The following is a 25,148-nucleotide window of genomic DNA, read 5'->3' as shown; positions in this document are numbered from 1 at the left end:
GCCGTTCCTTCGGGAGCGGTTTTTTATGCTTCCACTAATTCCCCGCCTCGGATCGCAGCTTTTACCGCGTGAACATCCGCCTCTTTTGCAATGCGCTTAAAGATGGATTCTTCCCGGGGAGTACATAGGGTAATCACAAGACCTTCTCTTCCCATCCGTCCTGTTCTTCCGGCACGGTGGGTATACTGTTCTTTTGTAAAGGGAAGATCAAGTGAAATAACGCAGGGCAGTTCCTCAATATCCAGCCCCCGTGCTGCAACGTCTGATGCAAGAAGCAGCCTGATCTCTTCATTTCTGAACGCTTTTAATGACTTTTCCCGTTCTTCCTTGGAGCTCTGCGCATGAAGCGTCCTCGAAGACCAGTTTCTGTAGTTCATTTTCCCGGAAGCTTCTTCCAGTTTATCCGCGTTGTTAACGAAAACGATTGCCTGCTTTCCAACGGCGTTTACAATTTTTCTCATCTGATCGATTTTATCCCGCTCATCAGACACAATGTACAAGTGGGTAATTCTATCTTTTTCTTCCTGCGTAAATTCAACACTGAATAATTGATAAGGCTCCATTGTCCGTTCGGCGAATGCCCGGACTTCTTTTGTTACGGTAGCCGATGTGTAAACCAGCTGGGTTTCCCGCTTCACATCTTTAAGCAGTGACTGCATATATTTCGTATTTTCTTTTTGCAGCAGTTGATCCGTTTCATCCGCAATAAACGTCTGCAGCGCGTGCAGCTTCAATTTCTTTCTGCTTTTCAGCTCATCCAGCCTTCCGGGTGTGCCTACGACCACATGAACGGTTTTCTTGAGCTTGTCGAGCTGACGCTGGATATTGGCTCCGCCGATAAATGCTGCGGATTTAATTCCGGATCCCTGCGTCCATATTTTCACCTGCTCTGCTACCTGCATCGCCAGTTCTCTCGTTGGTACGACAATCAGAACCTGCGTTTGTTTAACAGATTCATCTATTTTATGAAGAGACGGCAGCAGATACGCTACTGTCTTTCCTGTACCGGTCGGGGAATGAAACAATGCGTTTTCGCCGTTTAACAATGGCGGAATTACTTTTTCCTGGATAGGGGTCCATTCTGTATAACTGCTTTTCTCCCAGTTATCTTGTATATAAGAAGGGAACGCATCCAATGCCGGACTTTCGTTGTTCATGTAATATCTCCTTTTACGCTTATCTATTCAGTAATATCTAGTTTAGCATAAAATAATATAGATTTAGAGATAAAAAAAAGAACGGCCGCTGATGCAGCCGTTCTTTTTACTCTATTATTCCGCTTTTGTAGTAATTGTTACGTCAATATTTCCTCTTGTTGCTTTGGAATATGGGCAGAACTGATGAGCTTTTTCCGTTAATTCTTCCGCTTCCTGCTGGGAAACACCGGAGATATTAACCGTCAGCTCTACGCTGATTTTAAAGCCATTGTCTGCTTCGTCTTTATTTAAACTAACAGCTGCTGTTGTTTCTGAAGTAATATTCTTTTTTTCATTTTTGGCCATCAGGTTCAATGCCCCGTCGTAGCATGCGGAATAACCTGCTGCAAAAAGCTGCTCAGGATTTGAGCCTTTTTCCGAACCGGATCCCGGCTGTACCAAATTCACATCTATAAGCCCGTCGTCCGATTTAACGTGGCCTTCACGACCGCCTTGTGCTGTTGCATAAGAAGTAAATATTGTTTCCATTATAAATTCCTCCTTAGTTAGTAGCAGCATTTCTACTGCTGTGAAATTCTAGCCATTACTTAATTTACCCCGCCTGTTGAATCATCAAACATCCATAAGCTAATTTAGTTGCTTTAGTTATTAATCATTATCTAGAATATACTTTGTAACTTAAATAGAGGAGGACATGATATGACTGCATCACACAACTATTCATTTTTACAAACATTCACTCTCCCCGGTGGACTGGAACTTAAAAACCGGGTCTTCCTGGCTCCAATGACCAATTTTGCATCTATGCCAAACGGCGAGGTCAGTGATGAAGAAATAGCTTATTACGAAAGACGATCCGGCGGCGCTTCTGTTGTTGTAACAGCCTGTGCAAATGTCACAGAAGACGGCAAAGGCTTTAAAGATGAAATAGGCGTCCACCGCGACGATTTAATTCCAGGACTTACAAGACTTGCTGATGCCATCAAAGCAAAGGGTTCCAAAGCGGTTCTGCAGATTTTTCACGGAGGAAGAATGTGCCCGCCCGAGCTTGTCCCTGACAATATGCCGGTGAGCGCAAGCGCGGTAGCACCTGTCCGTGAAAACGCAGTGACGCCGAGAGCGTTGGAAAAAGACGAAATCATTCATATTATTCACAGCTTTGGCGAAGCAACAAGAAGAGCCGCTGAGGCCGGATTTGACGGGGTAGAAATCCACGGAGCCAACACGTATTTGATTCAGCAGTTCTTTTCCCCACATTCTAATAGAAGAGAAGACGAATGGGGAGGCAGTTTTGAAAACCGTACCAGATTTCCTTTGGCCGTCACTGAGGCGGTACTGGAAGCAGCTAAAACCCATGCAGATGATTCATTTATTGTCGGCTACCGCCTTTCTCCTGAAGAAGCAGAGAATCCAGGTATCACAATGGAAGATACGTTGACTCTTTCTGAAATACTGGCTTCACAGACGCTCGATTACATTCATGTTTCTGTGCAGAATTTCTGGTCGGGTTCTATGAGAAATCAACACGATACTGCTTCCCGGGTGTCGCTCATTCAGGAAAAGATCGGCTCGCGTATTCCTGTTATTGGAGTAGGTTCTCTTCACACACCAGAAGAGGCGGAAAAAGCAATGGCTTCCGGCGTTCCGCTTATTGCTCTTGGCCGGGAATTCATTATGGAGCCGGACTGGATTGAAAAAGCAGCGGACGGACAAGAGGAAGCGATTCAAACAACGCTTTCCGTTAACGACCAAAGAAAACTTGTCATTCCTGATGCCCTCTGGCAGGCTATTATCAATACGCCGGGATGGTTTCCGGTAACAGATAAATAACACCTTAGACTTCTTTACCGGCTCTGCTGCCGGAAAGGAGTTTTTTTCTATGCATTCATAAAAAAATGATACTATTATGAACAGAAAAAAAGCTACTACATAATAAAGGAGCCCTTCACAACATGGGTAGTCATTTCCCTATTGATCTGCCCGCAGCTTCCATCCTTCTTGAAGCGATAGACCACACCCGGGCAGGTGTTATTGTTTCCGATCCGGCATTTAAAGACAACCCGATCCTTTATACAAACCAGGGGTTTATGCAGATGACCGGATACAGCTACGAAGATATTCTTGGAAAAAACTGCCGTTCGTTCAAAAGAAGTTCATGCCAGCCTTAACTCTTTTACAGCATTTAAAACGGTAAAAGACGCTGTAAACTATAAACAAAAAAATAATTAAAGTTTTTTTCGCTTTTTCATCATTTTCCTAAAAACCGGTGAAACTACTATCCTGAAAGCATTTACAACTTTTATATTTCTTTATTTATTCGTATAAAAAGCTGATCATGCAGAAAATATGATTAATTTATCCATCAGGTGGTTGCAAAATCTAAAAATCGATGGTATTCTAAAGTAGCTATTTTGTCCGGTACAACTATTAACAAATAGGGTATCGGTTTGCAAGATAAGTAATACTATTAGTGCGCAACAGATTATTACGCACGCAGGAGGAACATCACATGGAACAAGGTACAGTTAAATGGTTTAACGCAGAAAAAGGTTTTGGCTTCATCGAGCGCGAAGGTGCAGACGACGTATTCGTACACTTCTCCGCAATTCAGGAAGAAGGCTTCAAAACACTTGAAGAAGGCCAGCAAGTTAACTTCGAGATCGTTGAAGGCGACCGTGGACCACAAGCAGCTAACGTAACTAAAGCATAATTAGCCGACACCAATGAAAAACCATAATGAAAAGAGCTTCCCTTCGGGGGAGCTCTTTTTTGCATTCTTTGCCTCCTTCCCTTTTGTTTCCGCCCGGCTCATATTGGGAATAAGCAAGGTATACAAAGGAGGCAGTACATATGAATGGGAAACGGGTATTAATTACCGGTGGAAACACCGGTATGGGTCTTGCTTCTGCCAAGGCGCTTGCTAAAAAAGGGGCTCACGTTATTATTACATCAAGAAATAATGAACGGGGTATAAATGCTATTCGCGAAATTAACAACTACAGCGGCTGCTCTTCTGCGGAAATGATGATCTGTGACCTGGCTTCTTTGGAAAGCATCCGTTCTTTTTGTCAGGCTTTCACCTCCCGGTGGCACTCGCTCGATGTTTTAATCAATAACGCCGGCGTGATCGAGACAAAAAGAAAAGAAACGGCCGATGGTTTTGAAAAAACGATCGGCGTTAACCACTTAGGTCCTTTTTTATTAACGAATCTGCTTCTTGACGTAGTAAAAGCCGCGCCGCAGGGGCGGATCATTATGGTCTCTTCCGGTGCCCATAAATGGGGCCGCATGGATTTTGAAGACCCTCATTTCACAAAAGAATACAGCATCTGGAAAGCATACGGCCAATCGAAACTCGCAAATATTTTATTCGCCCTTTCTCTCGATCAGCGTCTTTCCAATACACCGGTCACCATCAACAGCCTTCACCCCGGCGCCGTCAGCACCAGTCTTGGCGTAAACCGGGAAACTGGATTTGGCAGAGGCATTCATGCTCTTCTCCGCCCTTTCTTTCAGACGTCGGAAGAAGGAGCTGCAACTGCCGTTCACCTCGCTTCTTCTCCTGAAGCAGCTTCGGTTTCTGGCAAATATTTTGAAAACATGCAGCCGATCGTTCCTTCCAACACGGCTCTCGATCGTGATCTTGCGGAAGATTTGTGGAAATGGAGCGAAAAAGAAATCATTAGTGCCAACTAAGGAGGTTTTTTTATGTATAAGAAACCATTATTTTTTCTGGGCAGCGTCTCCCTGCTGCTCACAGCCTGCGGCAACGAGGAAACCGATAACAGTTCAGAAAATAGTGCCGACAGCTCGGCCTCAGCAATTACGATCGCTGAAAACCTTGATGTCCCCTGGGCAATCCAGCCGCATGCGGACGGATTTTTCGTCAGCGAACGACCGGGAACCATTGCATGGATTGATGAAAACGGCAGCGTCACAAGAACCGAACCGGACTTATCGGATGACGTCGCTGCAGAAGGCGAAGGCGGGCTTCTCGGCTTTGTACTTGACCCTGAGTTTGACGATACTAACCAGACGGCCTATGCCTACTATACGTATGAATCCGATAATGGCCTGGCCAACCGTATCGTCTCTCTGGAACGCTCAGGCGATGAGTGGACCGAGAACGAAGTGCTCCTCGACGGAATACCCGGAGCTTCCATTCATAATGGCGGTCGGCTGGAAATTGGTCCGGATGGCATGCTTTACGCCACCACCGGTGACGCAGACGTTGAAGACAGCTCTCAGGATCCCGACAATCTGGCAGGGAGCATTCTGCGAATGGATACGGATGGGATGATTCCTGAAGATAACCCTATGGAGAGTTCGTACGTATACTCCTACGGGCACCGTAACCCGCAGGGGCTGGCCTGGAACGAGGAAGGCATCATGTACAGCTCGGAGCACGGTTCTTCTGCCGAAGATGAAATCAACCAGATTCAGGCAGGAGAAAACTACGGCTGGCCGGAAATCACCGGTGACGAACAGGACGATACGATGCAGAGTCCTCTCTTTCACTCCGGCAGCGATACATGGGCACCTTCCGGTATGGATGCGGACGACAACGGGGATTTATTTGTAACCGGCCTCCGCGGCACACAGCTGATGCGATTTAATATAGAATCAGAAGAAATGACTGTCATTTACAGCGGAGAAGGCAGGCTTCGTGATGTGTGGGCAGAAGAAGACCGCCTGTATATCGTAACGAATAACGGTGATGGACGGGGCAACCCATCCGATAACGATGATCGCCTTATTGAACTGACGGACTATTAAATAAAAGGAGCTGTTGGAAATATGAAGAACATAGCGGATTTACTAAAAGCCTCTTCTTATACTACTGTAATGACAGGAGCCGGTATGTCCACAGAAAGCGGGCTCCCGGATTTCCGGTCCCAGCAGGGACTCTGGCAGAAGTATGACCCCGTGAAAATGGCCAGCACTGAGGCTATGCACAACAACCGCTCTTCGTTTGTTTCCTTTTATCAGAAACGAATCGAAGCTCTGCAGAGCGTATCTCCAAATGACGGGCATATTCTCCTGTCGGAATGGGAGCGTACCGGCTTTGTCCAGCAGATTATCACGCAAAACGTAGACAACCTCCATCAAAAAGCAGGAAGCCGTTCTGTATCTGAACTCCATGGGTCTCTGGCATCGCTCCGCTGTAATGACTGCGGAACCCGTGAAGATACGTCTCTTTATGTAAAGGCAGAAACAGCCTGCCCTTCCTGCGGCGGACTGCTCCGCCCTGATATTGTTCTATTTGGGGAAATGCTTCCTTCCAAGGCATTGGAACAAGCAGAGAAAGCCGCTCTGCAATCAGATCTTTTTATCGTACTGGGAACAAGCCTCACCGTAGCGCCGGCTTCTTATTTTCCTGAAGATGCAAAACAAAACGGTGCCTCCCTGGTTATAATCAATGAAAGCGAAACAGAACTGGACCATTTGGCGGACCATCTGTTTACCGGTCATACAATTTCAGAAACGATCCGTTCAATCCATTCCTACCTTTAAATAGCCCAGTACTTATCTGCCGTAAAAGTGATGGTTACCCACTTTCCCATGTCCACCTGCTTTATGCCCGCCTCGAAATCCCTGCGGAGAATATCCATTTCCTTTACGTTCTGAATGTCGGACGTATCGTCAATAATATAATCAATATCAATATACAACGTCTGCCCTACTTTGGTTGTTCTTACAATCATATCCTGCATGTTGTACTTCACTAATAACTCTTCTGCTTTCGCATGAATAAGAGCTGCTGTGTCCGGTGCCGGGACCATTCGAATTAATTCTCTTCCATTACTGCGAAGAAGCTGGTACGGCATTTTTAAAAAATACAAGCCGATCACAAGTACCATCAATGGATCCACGTAAGGTATCACAGTTTGAAAACCGGCGGCCTGCAGGATAAAAGCCAGCAGAAATCCTGCCAGCACTCCCGCACTCAGCAGGGTATCCATCAGCCACTGGGCTGATTCTGCCTGGAGAAAAGAGGAACTCTCCCCTGCCTCCCTGCCCCGGATCACACCATATACCCCGCCGCATAGAATCGTACTTATTACGGCATACACAAGAGCGCTGCCGAGCGCAATTTCTCTTCCACCGTTCCATAACGCGTAAATAGAAGAAGCGATAGCACCTATACATAAGAGGGTAATTACTAAAGCTTTAAATGAAACAATGAGCGGCTCGATCGATTCTTTTCCGTATTGAAACTGCTTAAGGTTTTCTTTTTTCATAAAATAATAGGCGCTGATCGACATAAAGGAAAGTCCGAGGCTGATGAGGGAATACAGTCCGTCAAACAGTATCATCTGGGAGGCAGCAGAGATGCCCCAAATGATACCCATAACAGAAAATAATAAAGCCCCCGTCACAGATAAACGAAGCAGCGTTGATTCTTGTAATTTCACGATTAACTCTTCTCCTTTAATGAATGAATGTCAGTCATTTTGACTGCCAGGAATTTATTTCAACCCCTGGGTAATAAATAATTTAAGCTCTTCCCGATATTCCGTACTGCCATCATAGTGTTCATCAAATAAATACACCTGTTCCGCTGACTCTTCCATGACGCCGATCAGCATCTTGGAAGTAATCCTTACCCGGATACCCGGACGAATTTCTTTTTTTCGGATGGCACCTTCAAGAAGCTCGTCCATCCAGCGGTAATAAGGTTCATAAATTTTTTCCCATTCCTGAAGGGCCCCTGATAAAGAAAGACCCGAGTAGCATAAGGCGAGTACATCTTTATATTCCGCAGTAATTTCAAATGTAGCATCTACAATAGCTGCTATTTTCTCTTCAAACGTCTGACCTGCAGTAATTTTTTCTTCCATAATTGTTAAAATATCATCAAGCAGCTTTTCTGCTATCGCAGGAATTAATGCATATTTTGAAGGGAAATATAAATAAAAGGTCCCCTGGGCTATTCCGGCCTGCTTAACAATATCGGCTACTTTTGTTTTTTCGAGTCCCTGCTCGGAGAATACGTTGATGGCACTTTGCAGGATCCGTTCTCTTTTTGTGGTGTCTATAATGTATCCCTCCTGAAAAATGAATGACTATCAGTCATTTCTAATTGTAACATGTTATCTTTTGTTCTTCCAGTCCGTTTATGCTACGATTAATGAAAATGGTTCTCAGTTAAGAAAGGATGACTTTCCCATGATTCAAACGCAGCGTAAAGACCTTGCCGGTATTATTACAGAAAGACGATCCATCAACTCTTTTTCGGATGAGCCAGTATCCGAAGAAATGATTATCGACCTGCTGGAAACAGCAAAGTGGGCACCGGACCACGGCGTACGGGAACCGTGGCGCTTTATTCTCTGTCTCGAAAATGGAAAGGAAAATCTGCTGGAGGCAATGCTTGCTTACAACAGCCAGTGCAAAAAGCAAAAAAATCCTGATAAAATACGCGCAAAAATAATGGGACCTTCCGCTCATCTGATTGTCATCAATGCTGCCGAAAAAAACCGCAAAAAATGGGAGGAAAATTTCGGCGCTTCCAGTGCACTTATCCAAAACTTTCAGCTTTGTGCCTGGGAACAGGGAATCGGCATGATCTGGAAAACCGGCGGCTATGTTGACAGTGATATATTCAAGGAAGCGATGCACATTGATACTGAAGAAACGATTGTCGGGCTTATGCAGATAGGTTATCCGGATCATATACCTGCTGCTAAGCCAAGAACTTCCGTGCTGAATAAAATAACGACATTAAAATAAAAAAACTCCCGGCCACGGCCGGGAGTTTTGCTGTTACGAGGACATAAAGTCGCCGCCGTTAATATGAATACACTGGCCGGTCATGTAGGAAGATTCATCAGACGCAAGCAGTACGTACGCTCCTACGTGCTCAGAAGGCTGTCCGGGACGTCCCATCGGGGTGTCTGTTCCAAACTTTTCCACCGACTCTCCGTCAAATGTAGAAGGAATTAACGGCGTCCAGATCGGGCCCGGGGCTACCATGTTAACTCGTATCCCTTTATCGACCAGGCTTCCTGCCATACTTCTTGTAAAACCAACAATCGCTCCTTTTGTTGCGGTGTAATCAATCAGAACAGGATTTCCTCTGTATGGATTAATGGATGTCGTGTTGATAATCGAGCTTCCATTTTTTAAATGCGGAACAGCAAATTTAGTTACATGGAAAACAGAATAGAAGTTTGTCCGGAATACTTTGTCGAGCTGTTCAAACGAAATATCCTGAATGTCGTTCTGCGGATATTGAATAGCTGCATTATTTACTACGATGTCCAGCTTCCCCAGTTCACTGACTGTTTTCTCCACAATATCTTTGCAGACACTCTCTTCCGATACATCTCCCGGAAGCAGTACTGCTTTTACACCCTCCTGCTCTACCAGGCGTTTTGTTTCTTCCGCATCATCGTGTTCATTGTAATAGCTGATTGCTATATGCGCACCCTCTTTGGCATAAGCCATTGCCACAGCACGACCAATGCCGCTGTCTCCTCCTGTAATAAGAGCAACTCTGTCTTTAAGCTTTTCTGCTCCTTTATACTGATCCGGCTGGACCGGATGGGGATCCATTTTCGATTCTACACCCGGCTGTTCCGGCTGTGTCTGATTCGGCTGTCCTTCTGTCTGTCTTTTCGAGATGTCCATATATATCCTCCTGCTTGATTTTATTTAAATGACTTGCTGGCAATACTCCTCCTCTTCCCCCTCCTCTTCTTTTAAAACACAAACCAGCCAATTTCTTCATTATTTATCCAAAAAATGGATCAAAATACACATGTATATTTATTTCGGAAACTGAAACATTATTCTTGACTTTGTCTATTGGGTTCGATAAGATAAATCATGGTAAAAAACTTGAACGTTTTATAGAAACCAATCAGTTTTAAGGAGAAGAATGAATTTATGATCGAAGAGAAAAAGCAGTTCATACTCACTAAAAGCATGCATTTATTTTCAGAAAGAGGCTTTTATAAAACATCGGTTCAGGATATAGCTGAAGCGTGCCGTATGTCCAAAGCCTCTATTTATAAGTATTTTGAAAACAAAGAGGATATTCTCTTAAATATTGCTACACACAACCGTGATCAAATGATTGCCAGATCGGAAGCAATCCAGATGGATACTTCGCTTACACCCAGAGAAGCTTTCAAAGCAAAAGTAATGGAGGAAATCCGCGGGTTTATCGGCAAGCGGGAATTCATTTATATGCTCCAGCAGGCAAAACCCCAGCAGTCACGCAGAGTTAATGAGCTGATGAATCAAAGCTACGGCATTCTGCTAAACTGGCACAAAAACATGCTTCTGGAAGGATTCGGAAGTGATGTTCAGGCGAATATCTGGGATCTGACTATTTTATTTAAAGGCTTTACCCGGGAGATCACGCTTCTTTTAGATAAGAAAAAAGAAGAGCATGTCGACTACGAAGCAATAGCAGAGTTCGTTGCCTCCAGCATTGAAGCAGTCATTGCTTCCCGGAAATCGAAAGAGCCGTTGTTTACTTCTGCGTATATGGCTCCCTTTATAGAAGAAGCAGAAAAAGAACAGCACCAACCTTTTGAAAAAAGATGGAACAACAGCCTGCTTGAACTTCAGGCTGCCATCAAAACAAAACTGCCGGAGGAAAAGCACGAATACTTTCAGCAGGCTGTCCGGCAGCTGAAAGAAGAAATGGTTCGAACGAATGTAAATACGATTATTGTGGATGCGCTTTTCACTCACTTACGTCAGCAGAGCGAAATTGAAAAAGAGACCATCCATGCTGAGCGTATTTACCGCTCAGAGCACTAGGAGGAAAGGGAAATGACAGATACTACAACCGGAAAAGAAATTAACACAAGAATTATTGTATCTATTTTAATTACAGGCGCTTTCATCGCGGTGCTGAACCAGACACTTCTGGCCACTGCCATTCCAACCATTATGGGAGATTTAAATATTAATGCATCCCAGGCCCAGTGGCTTACTACTGTATTCCTGCTTGTTAACGGTATTATGATCCCCATTACAGCTTTTTTAATTGAAACGTTCACGACCCGGCGCCTTTTTATGGCTGCTATGGGGCTGTTTGCTATTGGTACCCTTATTGCCGCTGTGTCGCCTGCATTCAGCATCCTCATCGTCGGACGTATCGTGCAGGCCATGGGGGCAGGAATTATGATGCCGCTGATGCAGACCGTGTTTCTGCTTATTTTCCCTATAGACAAACGCGGAGCCGCTATGGGGCTTGTCGGTATGGTTATATCATTTGCACCCGCCATCGGTCCTACTTTATCAGGCTTAATTGTTGATAACTATTCATGGCGCCTGCTTTTTTATATTATTTTTCCTATTGCCATTATCAATTTAATTGTGGCCTATTTTAAGATGACAGACGTTACGACATTAAAGCACCCGAAAATGGACAGCCTTTCCATTATTTTATCCACCTTCGGCTTCGGAGGCCTGCTTTACGGATTTAGTACAGCGGGTTCAAGCGGCTGGGGGGCACCGGTTGTCACCATCACCTTAGCCATAGGGGTTGTCTCCCTCGTAGCCTTCATTACGCGGCAGCTTAAACTGCCTACCCCTATTCTTGAATTCAGGGTATTTAAAAACCCAATATTCACTTTAACTACCGTTATTACGATGATTGTTTTTACAGCTATGATCGGGGCGGCTACTATACTTCCTTTGTACATTCAGGACGCCAGAGGGTTCACCGCCCTGCAATCCGGGCTTATTCTCATGCCGGGCGCTATAGTGATGGGAATCTGTTCTCCTATTACCGGCCGTATTTTTGACAAGGTCGGGGCAAGATGGCTGGGCCTTATCGGCATGGCATCACTTGTCGGAGGTACGATTCCATTTATCTATTTTGACAACATGACTTCGTTAACCGCTATAGCTACGCTGCATGCATTCCGCATGCTTGGCATGGCCATGGTCATGATGCCGATGACTACCGCAGGCCTTAATCAGCTGTCGGAGGATTTAATTCCCCACGGCACCGCCATGACGAATACGATGCGTCAGGTGGCAGGCTCCATCGGCACGGCTGTCCTGATTACTATTATGAGCAGTGTTGCGGCAGGCTCTGCTTCTGCTCCATCGACTGCACTGATCGAAGGCGTCAATACGGCCTTTCTCGTTACCGCCGTGATTTCTCTATTGGGACTTGTCTTATCCTTTTTTATTAAAGGAAATAAGAAACCAAGCGAGGCCTTCCAGCCGGCGTCCGAAAAAGGAAACTCCCCTTCATAGAATAAAAAAGCCAGACACTCCTCATGGAGTGTCTGGCTTTTTTCTGCTTTTTGAGACATATGGACTACTTGAATCCCAAAACCTCCACGGATAGTCTACTGCTTCTCCGCTGTTGTCAATGCCAACCCGCGGTCCCGCTTCAATATTTCCCGGTATTCTGCCTTCCAGCAGATAGACAGAGGTGTCATCACAGCAGTGCCTGCCATAATCCTCCATCGAGATTCCTAGCGCTTTGGTTAGTTTTCCGGGACCATTGGTCCATTCCAATTCCCTGCGACCGCTTCTGCGGCTTTCCATCAGGTCCTGTCCGGATAAGGGCTCGACCGCTCTAATCAAAACGGCCTCCGGGCTGTTTTCCGGCGCGGATACAATGTTAAACAAACAATGGGTATGCATCGTGTACGTGTATACATGCCCCGGGGAAGCAAACATAATTTCTGTTCGTTTTGTACGTCTGGCTTTGTAACTGTGGGCAGCCCGGTCTTCCGGGCCTATATAGGCTTCCGTTTCCACAATTCTGCCTGTCGTTCTGCCCTCCGGTGTTTCTTTTACAAGCGTCTGTCCAAGCAAAGCTCTGGATAATTCCAGGGTCGGCAGATGGAAAAATTCTTTATCAAGGCGTTTCAATAGATTTCCTCCTCTATATTAGGGATAAAATAACCGAAAATAGTTACTTCGACTCATGATTAGAACAATATAAAGAACTATAATGTTCTATATAACGTATATCTATTTATTCATTTATTTATTTATGCATTCATTTTCTTATAGGGAGGGTAAACCGTACATGATTGGTGAAAACATACGAAGGTACCGAAAACAAAAAAGAATGACATTATCTGATTTAGCCTCGTCAACCGGTATCTCCAAATCGTATTTGAGTTACATTGAAAGAGGAATTAAACACAATCCCTCTATTGATGTGCTTGAAAAGATTACAGAAGCACTTGAAATTAATATTTCCAGCATAATTACAGATTCCCCTGCTCCCGCTTCGAAAGACGGGGTAATTGACGAAGAATGGCAGGCCTTGATCCATGAAGCGATACAAGCGGGTATCAGCAAAAAGCAGTTTCGTGATTTTCAAAAGTTTATCCGCTATGAGAAATGGACGTCATTCGAAAAAGATAAGAATGCCAACTAGTTTCTCCAGGACATACAAAGAGCATGTTAAAACAATAACCTTGTTTTAACATGCTCTTTACGTGTAGTAAACGGTTAAAAGATAGCAACACTCTTTTCTATCATTACATACTACTTTTTTGTCTGGTATTTATTAATGCTTTACTGCTTGAAAAAATTCCAGGATCTCTTTTTTTGTCATACCTGCTGTTTTAGCTTCGCGTATTAATACCATCCAGTCGTAATCCAGTTCTTTTGTTTCCAATATTTCCAACCTCCCAAGCCTTTATAGGATCTCTCCCCAGGCAGTTCAGCCATCTTAGCATACAGCGCCTTAGACCTGTAACTTTGCGTAATCACTTTTCAATGAACTTGCCTTTATCTGAAGGTTGATTTTAATATCTTATCACCAACAAGCTGTCAGGTAAAACGATCTGTTTCGAAAACCTCTATTTTCTTATTACATTTTAATCTATACCCCATTTCAAAGTGAGGAAAACGCAAAAACGTTCTCCCGAAGAAGAACGTTCAGCTGCCGAAGGTACTTTTACCGTCAACCTGATGCGTTATTTTGTTATTTCTATAAATACAACCTTTAAATAATCGCCCTCTTTGTAAGAAGCTGTATAAGGATGATCATCGGGAAGACGGACGCGCTCTGTGACGTTTTGTTTTACTTCTGCTTTCGTACACGCTTTATCAATTTGCTTTTGGAAAGCTTTCATTCCAAAACCTCCAAAATTCGTTGAAGCGATGATCGTACCCCCATCTTTAATGATAGATATCGCATCAACGAGAAGGGAAGTATAATCCTTAGCTGCAGAAAACGTGCGTTTCTTCGTTCTTGCAAAGCTTGGGGGATCGAGCACAATGACGTCATACGTAATATTTTTCTTTTTAGCATAATCAAAGTAGGCAAATACATCCATCACCCGTATTTCCTGATCCTCACTTATAATTTCATTCAGCTCAAAATTCTCACGAACGCGTGTCTTGCTTCTGTTTGCTACATCAACATCCACTGTTTTGGCAGCACCCCCGGAATGAGCGGCAACAGAAAAAGCACCGGTGTAGGAAAAAGTGTTCAGAACCGTCTTTCCGGCTGAATATTCATCGCGCAGCCGCTTTCTTGCGTCACGCTGGTCGAGAAAGATGCCGACCATTGCTCCATCATTTAAGTACACGGCAAAGGTCATCCCATTTTCTTTAATATGAAGCGGAGCAGGAGCTTCTTTTCCTTTTACAAAATCGTCGCCTTCTATATACTGGCCCTGCTGCTGAAAACGCCTTTTTTCGTACAAGCCTTCATAAGCAGTCACGGCTTCAAGCGCGCGGATAATAAGAGAACGAAATGCATAGATGCCTGCACTGTACCACTGCAGCAGATAATAGCCGTTAAAATAATCAATTGTTAATCCGCCGATGCCGTCTCCCTCACCGTTAAACACTCGAAAAGCAGTCGTGGATTCATCTTCAAAAAAAGCTTTTCTTCTCTGCAGAGCCGCACTCAGTTTTCCAGTAAAGAACTGCTGGTCAATGGCTTCTTCTTTTTTCTGCGTAAGAATCCAGCCGATACCTTTATTCTGCAGGCCGTAGTATGCTTTTGCGATAAACTGGCCCTGCGGGGTCATTAAATCAAAAACGGTTCCTTCTTCCGAAAGTTTTTCCCGTTTATTTACCATGTCTTCATGGATTAAAGGGTACCCTTTCTGAAACGTTTCAACGGCTTGCTTTGAAGCGGAAATCTTCATTATTTCAGTCATATATCTCATCCTTCATTTTTTAATATCATTCGGTCCATCCATTTAATAAGAAACGGGAGCAGTAAAAACAAGACAATCACACGAATAATGTGAAGCGTTGATACGAGCGTCGGCTCCAGCTGCAGGGCAAATGCGGTGGAAGACATTTCTGCTGCGCCGGCAGGCACCGTGCTGAGCAGACTTGTTATGTATGGGAGCGGGGTCATTAACGTGAATAGTCCCGCTAATGTAAGGCTGAGCAGTAAAAAACACTGCAGAATCCCCAGGCTTGGCAGCCCGATGCTTTTCACACGAAGCAGCGTCTCCCTGTCAAAGCGGATGCCTACCATGGCACCAATCAGCGCCTGTCCAATGCCTGCTGCATACCCAGGTGAAGCAAGACCCGGCACGATCCATTCCCCGACGGCAAATCCAATGACCAGCGCATAAAGAAGAGCTCCACCGGGAATTTTAACATATTTATTTAAAACAATAACAAGTGTGACAATAAAGAATAAAATCGGAAAACCGATGAATGGATTCCAGACGCCCGGGTCAGCCGTCACACCGCCGGAGGGAGCGGCTGGATAAAACAGCACAGCGGAAAGAGGAATAAGAAAGACAAAAAAAGTAATCCGCGCTGTATGAAAGGCTGCGACAATGCGGTCATCCGCCCCATATTCCCGGCTGACGCTGATTACTTCCGACGCTCCGCCCGGCACGCAGCAGAAAAAAGCTGTCTTTACGTCCAGGCTTGTCCATTTGTACATCAACATTCCAAATACAAGCCCCATCAGCAGTGTAATCGATAACGTGACAATCAGGGGCAGAATATAGGCTGGAATGACCGCGAAAAGCTCTGTGTCCATCAAAAAGCCAATGTTGGCTCCCACGAGCGCCAGAGCTGCCTGAAACGGCCAGCCTTCAAAGGTAAAACGCTTAATGAAAATCCCTGTAAAAATCCCGGCCAGCAGGGCTCCAAACAGCCAGCCGGCAGGCACACCAGCAGCAGAAAAAAGGCCGCCTGTGAGGACGGCTGCTGTGATAAATAAGCCTTTCTGCCACATCATGACGGCCCCTCCACTACTCATTTTAATCAACTTTTGTTAGTATATCATGATTTTCCGTACTGCTCTCTTTGTTTCGAAGAAGAAGTAGCCGCCTCACGAAAGGAACGGGAAGAAAAATAAAATACGGCTCCGTTAATAACAGCCATTATAGCCATTCCCATAAAGATATTGCTGTAAATACCGGCATTTCCCGGAGAAAAATGAAGCGGATTATACGCCTGTGCTCCGGTATATTGATTCAGCAGGGCACCTATGACCGCTCCTCCGAATGCACCGGCCATGAAATTAAATAAATTGTACACGCCCATTCCTACACCTGTCTCCTCCTCCGGAAGAACAGAAGAAATTAAGTTAGCTGTGGCTGTCTGCAGAAACGGAAAAGCTACATAGCTTGCAACCAGGGCCATGCTTATGAGCCATGGAGAAGCACCAGCAGTAATAGACAGCGAGATGAAGCCAACCATCGTTAAGCCGAGGGCAAGAAACACCATCGGCCAGCTGCCAAACCGATCCGTCCATAAGCCGGCAATTCTTCCCATAAATGCCGCAGTTATCGCACCAGGAAACAATACGAGCCCAATCGCTGTTGTACTGAGATTGTTCACGTCATCCAAGAGAAGAGGCATCATAAACATCATGCTGAACATTGTCATAATCCCGAAAAAGCTTGTAATTAAGGTGGTCCGGTACGCATGGTTCAGAAATAAACCGGGCTTGATAAACGGATTGTCCACACGGAAAATCCACCATATGAAAATAGACAAAAAGATGATACTGACCCCGAGATACATCCAGCCGACCGTTGTAATAAATAAAATAAAGAATCCAACTCCCACTGCCATAAAAAAGGCACCCGGAAAGTCGACTTTGCCGGTTTTCGGCTCTTCCACCGGCAGCCATTTGTGAAAAAACGGAATCGTTATTACAACGAATATCGATACTAGAAATAAGTAATTCCAGGCGAATGCACCGGCAATCAACCCGCCGGCAATAGGGCCTATCCCGGATGCAAATGCCATTGTTGAAGATACTATGCCAAGCACCTTGCCCTGTTCCTCTTTAAAAAAACGGGAAGGCGCGATAAATACAAGCGCTGGAACCGTTGCAGCTCCGGCAGCCTGGATCATTCTGGCCGCCACTACCATCAGGAAGTGAGTGGAGAAAAATCCGATCACAGAGCCAACAGCAAACAAAATCAGTCCAACCGTCAGCAGCCGCTTAAATGGATACAAGTCAGCGAGCTTTCCATAGATAAGCGCACCTACTGCATAAATAATAATGTATCCTGTTACTACCCAGCTTACCTCCGAAGGAGATAACGAAAAGGCCTGGGCAATATCAGGAACCGCAATCATAAACATAGTAGAGTTCATAACAGAAAACATAAGAACTGCACATAGCAAAACAATAATTCTTCTTTTAACAGATCTGCTGAGTGGTTCAGCACTTTCTATATGTGAATCCGGCACAGACAGCGCCCTCCTTTAATGCTTCTTTATACCATTAGCAGTGTATCATATATTTCTCTTTTCGAAATAAATTCAGTCTCCGCATTCTTGATAATAACAATGAAATATATGATATACTGTAACGATGAAAAAAAGATCGGAGGATTTATGCTTACTTTTGAGGAAAAAATAAAAATTGCGGAAGAATTTGTAGAACTTGAGAAAAAAGAAGTATCCATGGGGCGCGTTAACTTCCATTACGAAGAAAGTGCATATGATAAGAAAAATGTTGTCTATCACCTTCATCCGAACGGCAACGGATTTGTCTATGCCGAACTGGTCCAGGACGTTAAAACAGATGAGCGCGGCATGGTAAATATTCGGGAATATCCGGCAGATGACTTTAGAAATTTAATTAAAGAAGCGATTTCTTCTCTTCAGGCTGATGCCTCTATAGAAGAAGAATTTGAAATTGAAGAATGGGAAAACGTAGAGGATCAGCTGCTCGTTCTCATGCCGGAAGAAGACGGCTGGAATGTCTACGCCGGGCTGCAGCTCGATGGCACATTCAATACGTACGGCGAAGCCATCGATTATTTGGAAAAAGAAGGATTCAAAAGAGTATTATAATAAAATAAGGAAGAAAAAGAAGAGCTGCCCCTAAACAAGGGGCAGCTTCTTTAACATATCGAGAATTCATTATATTTTGTATATCTATACACAATACCCGTTTCTTTTAAAAAGGGAATAGCACAGAAAAAAATTAGGCGGCGACTCGAACAGACCAGCCATCGGTGAAAATAAAAAGGTCGTTCTTTTCCTTTTCAGCTTTTGGCTTGTACAAGATTCAAAATTTCAATTGAACGGAGAGTAAATTCAATAAAATTTTAAGAAGATCTCTGCTTATTAAAAACCTCTCCCGGTGAAAAGGGAGAGGCTGAATTGTTATTTTTTATTTAATAAATGAAGGAGGGATTCATACGTCTGAGCCCCCATTATGCCCTGTTCGTTTGCAATAAAACATGGCACTCCTGTAATGCCGATCTCCTCGGCCGTCTGCCTGTCTTCCATAATTACCTGTTCAAATTCTCTATTCTCCACGGATTGGCGGAATGCTTCTTCGTCGAGTCCAACAGCTTCAGCAATTGCTGTCAGGGTGGCAAGATCGTTGATATCTCTATCTTCCTGAAACTGTGCTTTAAACACGGCGTCATGATAGGCATCTGCCTTTCCATGCAGTTCCGCAAACTTGGCTCCTTCATGAGCGTGATGGGAATGGCTGCTTTTGTCATTCCATTTCATATCCAGCCCGTACTGTTCGGACATCCGCTTCACGTTCGCTCTTGCCTGCTCCATGTAGCCTTCCGGCTTGGGCGGCAGTTCAACGCCTTCCGGCTTTAATTCAAATGACCGCCATTCTATTTCTACTTTCTCTTCCTCAACCAACTGGTTGAGCGGGGCACTCCCGATAAAGCAGAAGGGTCAAAGAAAATCGCTGAATACGATCATTTTCTGTTTTTCTTCCATGTCAGTCACACTCCTATGATTTAACTTTAATCACAATTTTACCGCGGGTGCGGCCTTCTTCACTTGCCGCATGGGCCTGCTGAACACCTTCTTCACTAAGAGGAAACGTGCTGTCGATAACTACTTTTAATTTGCCTTGGACACATAGATCCGCCAGCTTCTGCAGACGTTCTCCACTTTCTTCGAGCCATACAAAGCCGGCTTTCACTCCGTATTTATCCGCCTGTTCCTGTTCCGGCTGTCCGGCGATGGTTGGAAGCTTCCCGCCTTTTTTCAGTACGGTAAAGCTTTTTTCGAGTACTTCGCCGCCGATCGTGTCGAGTACAATATCTGCATCCGTCACTATTTTTTCAAAGTCTTCTGTCTGGTAGTCAATGATTTCATCGGCCCCAAGTTCTTTTAACATATCTGCTTTTTCCGCACTTGCTGTAGCGATAACATAGGCACCGAAGCTTTTTGCAATCTGCATGGCAAAATGACCGACTCCGCCGCCGGCTCCGTGAATGAGTACTTTATCTCCGGATTTCATTTCTGCAAATTCGACGAGACACTGCCAGGCCGTCTGTCCGGCAAGCGGAACAGCTGCGGCGTCATCAAAGCTCATATCTTTTGGCATATAAGAAACCCGGTTTTCCGTTGTTTTTACATACTCTGCGTACGTACCACGGTTGTTGTTGGCAGTACGTGTGAATACCCGGTCTCCTTTTTTAAACGAATGAACGTTTTTCCCAGTTTCTCTTACAACGCCTGCTGCATCCCATCCTAATATAATAGGGAATTCGTAAGGCAGCATGTCTTTTAAATAGCCTTCTCTCAATTTCCAGTCAATCGGATTTACAGACGTTGAATATATTTCAATAACGACTTCATCATCTTCCGGCTCCGGCCGGTCTATTTGTTCTTCGGTAAGCTGTTCCTTACCCCCGTATTCATTTATTACAATTGCTTTCATCCTGGTTCCACATCCTTCTTTTTATACTCTTCTTCTATCCCCTTACTTTTAGTAATGCAAACCTGCATCCCTTCACTCATTCTTTGCTGCACTTCTTTGTAATCAGGCATGCCTGTCTGTGCTCCAATTTTTTCAACAGCTATGGAGGCTGCTGCATTCGCAAAAGCTGCAGCTTCTTTCATTGATTTTCCTTCAGCTGTTCCAACGGCAAGTGCCCCGTTGAAAGTATCCCCCGCTCCCGTTGTGTCCTGTACCCGGCTTTTATAACCCGGATGCGACTTTCCTATCGTACCTTCTCTCCACCGCACCCCTTTATCTCCAAGGGTCGTAATAATTTTCTGCTGGATGGTATCCTCCGCTTCTGTAAACAGCTGGCTGTATTCTTTTTCATTAGGCGTTATATAATCGGCCAGTTTCCATAATAGTTCCGGCATATCCAGGGCGGGAGCCGGATTGATCATAAGAGGCAGATTGAGCTCACTGCATCTCTGTGCCGTATGCATAATCGTTTCAGCAGGTATTTCAAATGACATTAAAATGATGTCGCTCTGCTTCAGTACGTGGAGATGTTCGTCTACATAATCAGGCGTTACATAGGCATTGGCGCCGGAGGCAATAATAATCCGGTTGTCATTATCTGTTAACAGAATAGAGGCGGTTCCGGTAGAAACTGCCGGAGCTGCTTTCACATACAGGCTGGTAATCCGGCTTTCTTTAAGATAGGCGCGTATCTCTCTGCCAATATAATCATCTCCTGTATGCCCGATAAAACTTACGTCCGCTCCCAGTCTCGCGGCTGCTATTGCCTGATTGGCGCCTTTCCCTCCCGGGGCCGTTTCGAACCGCTCTCCTATTATCGTCTCTCCCTGCTCTGGAATGCGGGAACAGGTAGTAATCAAATCCATATTAATGCTGCCAACTACTGTGACTCTCGGTGCATTGGTCATGGTCAATTCCTTCTTCCGGCTGAATTAGTTTACAAACCCGGTTTTGTTCTCTTTTTTTATACGACTATTTACAAAAAGAGTCAACTGCCGGTATATAAAAAAGCGGCCGCTTCCGGCCGCCTTGCACTGTTTTTTAGGAAGAGGCCGGCTCTACTGTTTTCCGGCTTTGTTTTTTGAATCCTTCTTCCCTGAATTCTTTTTTCTTCTGCTTGGAAAGCTGATTGTATTCTTCCAGGAATGCTTCATAATCCTTCAGCACTTCCTCGAGCGGACCGTAATCTCTTTTCTCGCCGAATTCCAGCCACAGGGCTTTTGTACAGAATTCTTTCATCTGGCTGATGGAATGGCTGACGAAAAACATCGTCTTGCCTTCTTCTTTAAACTCCCTCATCTTATCAAGGCTTTTCTTTGCAAAAGCCCGGTCCCCGACAGAAAGAGCTTCATCAATAATAAGAATATCAGGGTCAATGCTTACATTGATAGCAAAACCAAGTCTTGCCTTCATCCCGCTTGAATACGATTTCACCGGCTGATCGATAAATGCTTCGAGCTCGGCAAATTCAATAATGCTGCTTTCCATTTCTTTAATCTGCTTTTTGGAAAAACCGAGCATTAAACATTTCAGCTCGATATTCTCCCGGCCGGAGAGCTTCAGGTCAAGACCGGATGATACTGCAATGATAGCTGAATCCCCATTTTTGATAAGCTCCCCGTCTGAAGGAGGAACAATTCCTGCCAAGATGCTCGACAGCGTTGATTTACCTGAACCATTTACTCCGAGAAGACCGATAATGTCTCCTTTTTCCGCTTCAAACGATACATTGCGGAGAGCATAGAATTCTTCTCCGAAGTCTTTAGGCAGAAGCATATCCTTCAGCCGCTCCGACTGGGAATCATAAATCTTATATTTTTTTGTTAAATTATTAGCGATAACTGCTTTTTCCATAGAGACCCCTTCTTCCATTAAAGGAAATCAACAAAGTGACGGCGGAAACGAACATGCAGGGCGGCTCCGATAATAAAAAATACCGCAACGGTTCCCCAGAAATATAAAGTATACTCCCACTGGTCAATGAAATACCATCCGTCTCCAAAATAAGCAGCCCGGTATCCCTCTACAAGATAATACAGCGGATTAAGCTGCATAGCGGACTGAATTGCCGGCGGCAGGGAATCGGTTGTCCATAGAAACGGCGTTAAATATAGCATGACGCGGATAGAGGATTGAATAAACATCTGCACATCGCGCACTAATACAGTAAGCGTAGACGAAATTAATACAAACGATACAACGAGCGCAATGGTTCCAAATAGAAAGTAAGGAAACTGCAGGTAATACATGTTTACAGGGTACCCTGTAAACTGCATATAAATGCCTACGATTACCATTAACGCTAAATGGGGATAAAGCTTGGACACAATAATATACGTTGGAATAGCGCTCGTTGGAAAATTCATCCTGGCTACCATTTTAATCTTTGAAAATATGGATTTAGAGCCCTGGGTGATCGCCGGCTGGACAAAAAACCAGATGGTAATACCGGCCATCATCCAGTTTAAAAACGGAACGCCGTCCACGCCGGTGTTGCCGCGGATGCCGTACCCAAATACAAACCAGTAAATAGCGATAAAAATCAGCGGGTTTATAATCTCCCAGGCAATACCTAAATAGTTGTTTTTATTTTTGCTTTTGATTTCATAGACTGACAGCCTTCGTATTAAATACAGGCTCTGGTACAGTTCTTTGCAAATTAATACTGCAGATTTCATAATAGTTCCCTCTTTTGCCGATACATTAGGAAATCACTACAAGGTCCCTGCTGTTACTCTTTCAGCTTCCAGGTGCGTTCCGGTATAACAGGCATTATTTCTTCTATTTTAGAAATACCCGCTCTACTATCCGCTTGGAGGCATTTCCGTCTTCAAGAGCATTGTAGTTGTTTTCGAATATCTCGAATTCTTTTTTGTAACGCTCCATAATGGTATCGGCCTGCCTGATTTCTTTAATAATTTCGTCTGTGGTCCGCACCAGCGGGCCCGGGGCCTCTTTTTCAAAATCGAAATAGAACCCTCTCAGCTGGTCACGATAGCTTTCGATGTCATAAACAAAGAAAATCATCGGGCGCTTTAGCACGCCGTAATCGAACAGAACAGACGAATAATCCGTCATCAGAATGTCGCTTATAATATATAAATCACGAATATCTTCATAGTTGGACGCGTCATACGCAAATCCTTCGTGTTCGGTTACATCCACCTGGTCTGATACAAGATAGTGCAGCCGAAGAAGCACGACGTACTCATCTCCCAGCTCTCTTTGCATTTGATCCAGGTCCATTTTCAGGCTGAACTTATAGCGTCCGATAAAATGGTATTCATTATCCCTCCACGTTGGAGCATATAGGATTACTTTTTTATCTTCGGGAAGGCCAAGCTTTCGTTTGACCCTCTGGACGTCTTCTTCTTTATGGTGCACAAGATAGTCGTTTCTCGGATAGCCTGTTTCCAGCAGACTTTTGTCGTAGCTGAAAGCACGACGGAAAATATCCGTAGAATAGCGGTTAGGAGATATCAGATAGTCCCACCGGCTCGCTTCATTCACAAAATTCTTTTTGTACGTTTCTGTTGTAGTGCCGGGCATAAGTACTTCTTCCATATCCAGTGCCAGTTTTTTCAGCGGTGTACCGTGCCACGTCTGCAGGTACACCGTTTTTTCCGGTTTTGGTATCCATTTCGGAAGCCGGCTGTTGAATACCCAGTACTTCGCTCTCATCATAACCATAAACCACTTGAGGGTAAACCGGGGAAGCATATTTACATTATGCTCTTCGAACTTCCCCTTATACCGATGATCCACGCTCCAGTAATACGTACGCTTTGGATCCTGTTCCTTCAAGTACTCATACACAGCCCGGGGGTTACAGCTGTACTGCTTTCCGAAGAAACTCTCAAATACTACAATATCCTTCTTTCCGGGCAGGCGGCCGATTAACGAAAGCAGCGAACGCTGCAGGCTTTTGCTTTTCTTGAACTTTTTATAGCGCTTGGATGTATTTTTTTTAATCTTTTTTACTTTTTTTAGATAAGACTTTTTAATTTTGTTTGATGATTTCTTTATTTTCTTAACGGATAGGTTTTTCATATCACTAAATCCTCCACTGGCTCCATCTATTAGAAAGCAATGCCGGCTGTTTTTGAGAAAGCAGCGGCGGTGTATTTCTCATCAGGGTTCTATCTGGGGCATGCTGCCTTTGCCTGTTATGATAACAGGTCGTTCTCCGGCAGCTAAAAAGAGAGCCTTATATAATATAGCAGGAATCCTTTTGATTTTGAACTGCTTAAATTACTGTGGAATATGTGATCACCCGGCAGAGGAGGGTTTTCCTTTTTATATTTTTTTCGTAAAAAACGTAAAGAAAAACCTGACACACAGCCAGGTTTATTGGCACCGTCTTTCCATACAGGGATGGAGATTCTTGTGACTTTTAAGCAAAAAAAGAGAGAGCACTACGTTCCCCCTCTCTTTGTTCCATTATATTCAGCTTGCTTTTTTTAGTAGTTGTTCACGAGAAGAAGCTCTTTTTTGATTTTGGTCGTTGAAATGTTTGCTGTTCTTGGAAGGTACACAACATCACAGTAAGGCTTAAGGAAGTCGAATTCGCCCTTCCAGTCATCTCCCATGACAAAGGTATCAATCGAACGGTCTACCACGTCTTCGAGTTTCTGCTCCCACTCGTTTTCCGGAATCACTTCATCTACATAACGGACAGCTTCAAGAATCATCTTACGCTGCTCATACTGATAATAAGCTTTTTTGTTTTTTAGTGCGTTGAACTCGTCTGTGGAGATGGCAACAATTAGATGGTCTCCTAGGTCTTTTGCACGCTTGAGCAGATTAATGTGGCCCCAATGCAGCAAGTCAAATGTGCCGTACGTAATAACTTTCTTCATAAC

At 44.4% G+C, this 25,148-nt stretch carries 28 protein-coding genes and 1 riboswitch; of the genes, 11 read left to right on the top strand and 17 right to left on the bottom strand.

All coding sequences use genetic code 11. From position 1 onward, the window contains the following. Positions 1 to 23 precede the first annotated feature (23 nt). On the bottom strand, positions 24 to 1,157 hold the full coding sequence (locus AC5W2J_RS15570) for a DEAD/DEAH box helicase (protein ID WP_496060376.1): 1,134 nt from the start codon (positions 1,155 to 1,157) through the stop codon (positions 24 to 26). Positions 1,158 to 1,271: 114 nt separating this feature from the next. Continuing rightward, positions 1,272 to 1,685, bottom strand: coding sequence for an organic hydroperoxide resistance protein (locus tag AC5W2J_RS15565; protein ID WP_496060375.1), 414 nt, complete (start codon positions 1,683 to 1,685; stop codon positions 1,272 to 1,274). Between the two features lie 171 nt (positions 1,686 to 1,856). On the opposite strand from AC5W2J_RS15565, the gene AC5W2J_RS15560 reads away from it, so the two are divergent. The 6 genes from AC5W2J_RS15560 (at position 1,857) to AC5W2J_RS15535 (ending at position 6,671) form a co-directional block, all read left to right on the top strand. Then, the gene (locus AC5W2J_RS15560; RefSeq protein WP_496060374.1) at positions 1,857 to 2,987 is read left to right on the top strand and encodes an NADH-dependent flavin oxidoreductase; all 1,131 of its coding nucleotides are present in this window, start codon (positions 1,857 to 1,859) and stop codon (positions 2,985 to 2,987) included. A gap of 122 nt (positions 2,988 to 3,109) precedes the next feature. Next, positions 3,110 to 3,325, top strand: a complete 216-nt coding sequence (locus AC5W2J_RS15555) for a PAS domain-containing protein (protein WP_496060373.1) — start codon at positions 3,110 to 3,112, stop codon at positions 3,323 to 3,325. Between the two features lie 341 nt (positions 3,326 to 3,666). Beyond that, on the top strand, positions 3,667 to 3,867 hold the full coding sequence (locus AC5W2J_RS15550) for a cold-shock protein (protein WP_120193703.1): 201 nt from the start codon (positions 3,667 to 3,669) through the stop codon (positions 3,865 to 3,867). Positions 3,868 to 4,007: 140 nt separating this feature from the next. Continuing rightward, positions 4,008 to 4,853 carry an SDR family oxidoreductase gene (locus AC5W2J_RS15545; RefSeq protein WP_496060372.1) on the top strand — a complete coding sequence of 282 codons (846 nt, stop codon included), beginning with the start codon at positions 4,008 to 4,010 and terminating at the stop codon, positions 4,851 to 4,853. Positions 4,854 to 4,865: 12 nt separating this feature from the next. Further along, positions 4,866 to 5,933 carry a PQQ-dependent sugar dehydrogenase gene (locus tag AC5W2J_RS15540; RefSeq protein ID WP_496060371.1) on the top strand — a complete coding sequence of 356 codons (1,068 nt, stop codon included), beginning with the start codon at positions 4,866 to 4,868 and terminating at the stop codon, positions 5,931 to 5,933. Positions 5,934 to 5,954: 21 nt separating this feature from the next. Next, the gene (locus tag AC5W2J_RS15535) at positions 5,955 to 6,671 is read left to right on the top strand and encodes an NAD-dependent deacylase (RefSeq protein WP_496060370.1); all 717 of its coding nucleotides are present in this window, start codon (positions 5,955 to 5,957) and stop codon (positions 6,669 to 6,671) included. Here the strand turns inward: AC5W2J_RS15535 and AC5W2J_RS15530 are convergent. Together AC5W2J_RS15530 and AC5W2J_RS15525 are read right to left on the bottom strand one after the other, a co-directional pair. Continuing rightward, a complete protein-coding gene (locus AC5W2J_RS15530; RefSeq protein ID WP_496060369.1) occupies positions 6,668 to 7,573 on the bottom strand; it encodes a cation diffusion facilitator family transporter in 906 nt (301 codons plus the stop codon). The two genes, AC5W2J_RS15535 and AC5W2J_RS15530, sit on opposite strands and share 4 nt — an antisense overlap. A 54-nt stretch (positions 7,574 to 7,627) precedes the next feature. Beyond that, positions 7,628 to 8,170, bottom strand: coding sequence for a TetR/AcrR family transcriptional regulator (locus tag AC5W2J_RS15525; RefSeq protein ID WP_496060493.1), 543 nt, complete (start codon positions 8,168 to 8,170; stop codon positions 7,628 to 7,630). A 157-nt stretch (positions 8,171 to 8,327) separates the two neighbouring features. On the opposite strand from AC5W2J_RS15525, the gene AC5W2J_RS15520 reads away from it, so the two are divergent. Then, the gene (locus AC5W2J_RS15520) at positions 8,328 to 8,891 is read left to right on the top strand and encodes a nitroreductase family protein (RefSeq protein ID WP_496060368.1); all 564 of its coding nucleotides are present in this window, start codon (positions 8,328 to 8,330) and stop codon (positions 8,889 to 8,891) included. A 33-nt stretch (positions 8,892 to 8,924) separates the two neighbouring features. Here the strand turns inward: AC5W2J_RS15520 and AC5W2J_RS15515 are convergent, their stop codons facing one another. Continuing rightward, positions 8,925 to 9,791, bottom strand: a complete 867-nt coding sequence (locus AC5W2J_RS15515; RefSeq protein WP_496060367.1) for an SDR family oxidoreductase — start codon at positions 9,789 to 9,791, stop codon at positions 8,925 to 8,927. Between the two features lie 258 nt (positions 9,792 to 10,049). On the opposite strand from AC5W2J_RS15515, the gene AC5W2J_RS15510 reads away from it, so the two are divergent. After that, positions 10,050 to 10,934, top strand: coding sequence for a TetR family transcriptional regulator (locus AC5W2J_RS15510; RefSeq protein WP_496060366.1), 885 nt, complete (start codon positions 10,050 to 10,052; stop codon positions 10,932 to 10,934). 12 nt (positions 10,935 to 10,946) lie between these two features. Continuing rightward, positions 10,947 to 12,386, top strand: a complete 1,440-nt coding sequence (locus AC5W2J_RS15505; RefSeq protein ID WP_496060365.1) for an MDR family MFS transporter — start codon at positions 10,947 to 10,949, stop codon at positions 12,384 to 12,386. Between the two features lie 21 nt (positions 12,387 to 12,407). Here AC5W2J_RS15505 and AC5W2J_RS15500 read toward each other — a convergent pair whose 3' ends face one another. After that, on the bottom strand, positions 12,408 to 13,013 hold the full coding sequence (locus tag AC5W2J_RS15500) for a DNA-3-methyladenine glycosylase (protein WP_496060364.1): 606 nt from the start codon (positions 13,011 to 13,013) through the stop codon (positions 12,408 to 12,410). A 160-nt stretch (positions 13,014 to 13,173) separates the two neighbouring features. On the opposite strand from AC5W2J_RS15500, the gene AC5W2J_RS15495 reads away from it, so the two are divergent. Beyond that, positions 13,174 to 13,530, top strand: a complete 357-nt coding sequence (locus AC5W2J_RS15495; protein ID WP_496060363.1) for a helix-turn-helix domain-containing protein — start codon at positions 13,174 to 13,176, stop codon at positions 13,528 to 13,530. A 132-nt stretch (positions 13,531 to 13,662) separates the two neighbouring features. Here AC5W2J_RS15495 and sinI read toward each other — a convergent pair whose 3' ends face one another. From sinI to AC5W2J_RS15475, 4 genes are all read right to left on the bottom strand, one after another. After that, on the bottom strand, positions 13,663 to 13,773 hold the full coding sequence (gene sinI / locus AC5W2J_RS15490; protein WP_496060362.1) for a DNA-binding anti-repressor SinI: 111 nt from the start codon (positions 13,771 to 13,773) through the stop codon (positions 13,663 to 13,665). A gap of 36 nt (positions 13,774 to 13,809) precedes the next feature. Continuing rightward, positions 13,810 to 13,895: riboswitch (cyclic di-GMP riboswitch) on the bottom strand. Positions 13,896 to 14,074: 179 nt separating this feature from the next. Further along, positions 14,075 to 15,271 (bottom strand): class I SAM-dependent rRNA methyltransferase, encoded by a 1,197-nt coding sequence (locus tag AC5W2J_RS15485; protein WP_496060361.1) that lies wholly within the window; start codon positions 15,269 to 15,271, stop codon positions 14,075 to 14,077. Between the two features lie 5 nt (positions 15,272 to 15,276). Beyond that, positions 15,277 to 16,320: an AbrB family transcriptional regulator gene (locus tag AC5W2J_RS15480; protein WP_496060360.1), complete on the bottom strand. Its 1,044-nt coding sequence runs from the start codon at positions 16,318 to 16,320 to the stop codon at positions 15,277 to 15,279. A gap of 44 nt (positions 16,321 to 16,364) precedes the next feature. Continuing rightward, positions 16,365 to 17,789: an MFS transporter gene (locus AC5W2J_RS15475; protein WP_496060359.1), complete on the bottom strand. Its 1,425-nt coding sequence runs from the start codon at positions 17,787 to 17,789 to the stop codon at positions 16,365 to 16,367. Positions 17,790 to 17,936: 147 nt separating this feature from the next. Between AC5W2J_RS15475 and AC5W2J_RS15470 the strand changes: the two genes are divergently transcribed. Beyond that, positions 17,937 to 18,398 (top strand): hypothetical protein, encoded by a 462-nt coding sequence (locus tag AC5W2J_RS15470; RefSeq protein ID WP_496060358.1) that lies wholly within the window; start codon positions 17,937 to 17,939, stop codon positions 18,396 to 18,398. A gap of 315 nt (positions 18,399 to 18,713) precedes the next feature. On the opposite strand, the gene AC5W2J_RS15465 is transcribed toward AC5W2J_RS15470, so the two are convergent. From AC5W2J_RS15465 to tagD, 7 genes are all read right to left on the bottom strand, one after another. Beyond that, positions 18,714 to 19,238 carry a DsbA family oxidoreductase gene (locus tag AC5W2J_RS15465; protein ID WP_496060492.1) on the bottom strand — a complete coding sequence of 175 codons (525 nt, stop codon included), beginning with the start codon at positions 19,236 to 19,238 and terminating at the stop codon, positions 18,714 to 18,716. Positions 19,239 to 19,308: 70 nt separating this feature from the next. Next, entirely contained in the window at positions 19,309 to 20,247 is a 939-nt protein-coding gene (locus AC5W2J_RS15460; protein ID WP_496060357.1) for an NADP-dependent oxidoreductase, read from the bottom strand. Next, entirely contained in the window at positions 20,244 to 21,194 is a 951-nt protein-coding gene (locus AC5W2J_RS15455; RefSeq protein ID WP_496060356.1) for a ribokinase, read from the bottom strand. Before AC5W2J_RS15455 ends, AC5W2J_RS15460 begins: the two co-directional genes overlap by 4 nt. A 133-nt stretch (positions 21,195 to 21,327) precedes the next feature. After that, positions 21,328 to 22,140, bottom strand: a complete 813-nt coding sequence (tagH, locus tag AC5W2J_RS15450) for a teichoic acids export ABC transporter ATP-binding subunit TagH (protein ID WP_496060355.1) — start codon at positions 22,138 to 22,140, stop codon at positions 21,328 to 21,330. Positions 22,141 to 22,157: 17 nt separating this feature from the next. Then, positions 22,158 to 22,964 carry an ABC transporter permease gene (locus AC5W2J_RS15445; RefSeq protein WP_496060354.1) on the bottom strand — a complete coding sequence of 269 codons (807 nt, stop codon included), beginning with the start codon at positions 22,962 to 22,964 and terminating at the stop codon, positions 22,158 to 22,160. A gap of 103 nt (positions 22,965 to 23,067) precedes the next feature. Further along, a complete protein-coding gene (locus AC5W2J_RS15440) occupies positions 23,068 to 24,336 on the bottom strand; it encodes a CDP-glycerol glycerophosphotransferase family protein (RefSeq protein ID WP_496060353.1) in 1,269 nt (422 codons plus the stop codon). Positions 24,337 to 24,746: 410 nt separating this feature from the next. Next, positions 24,747 to 25,145 (bottom strand): glycerol-3-phosphate cytidylyltransferase, encoded by a 399-nt coding sequence (tagD, locus tag AC5W2J_RS15435; RefSeq protein ID WP_120193725.1) that lies wholly within the window; start codon positions 25,143 to 25,145, stop codon positions 24,747 to 24,749. Positions 25,146 to 25,148 lie beyond the last annotated feature (3 nt).

The organism is Sinobaca sp. SA16-1 (assembly GCF_059510515.1).
The sequence above is the reverse complement of the archived record's forward strand: the minus strand, read 5'-3'. Positions and strand labels throughout refer to the sequence as shown.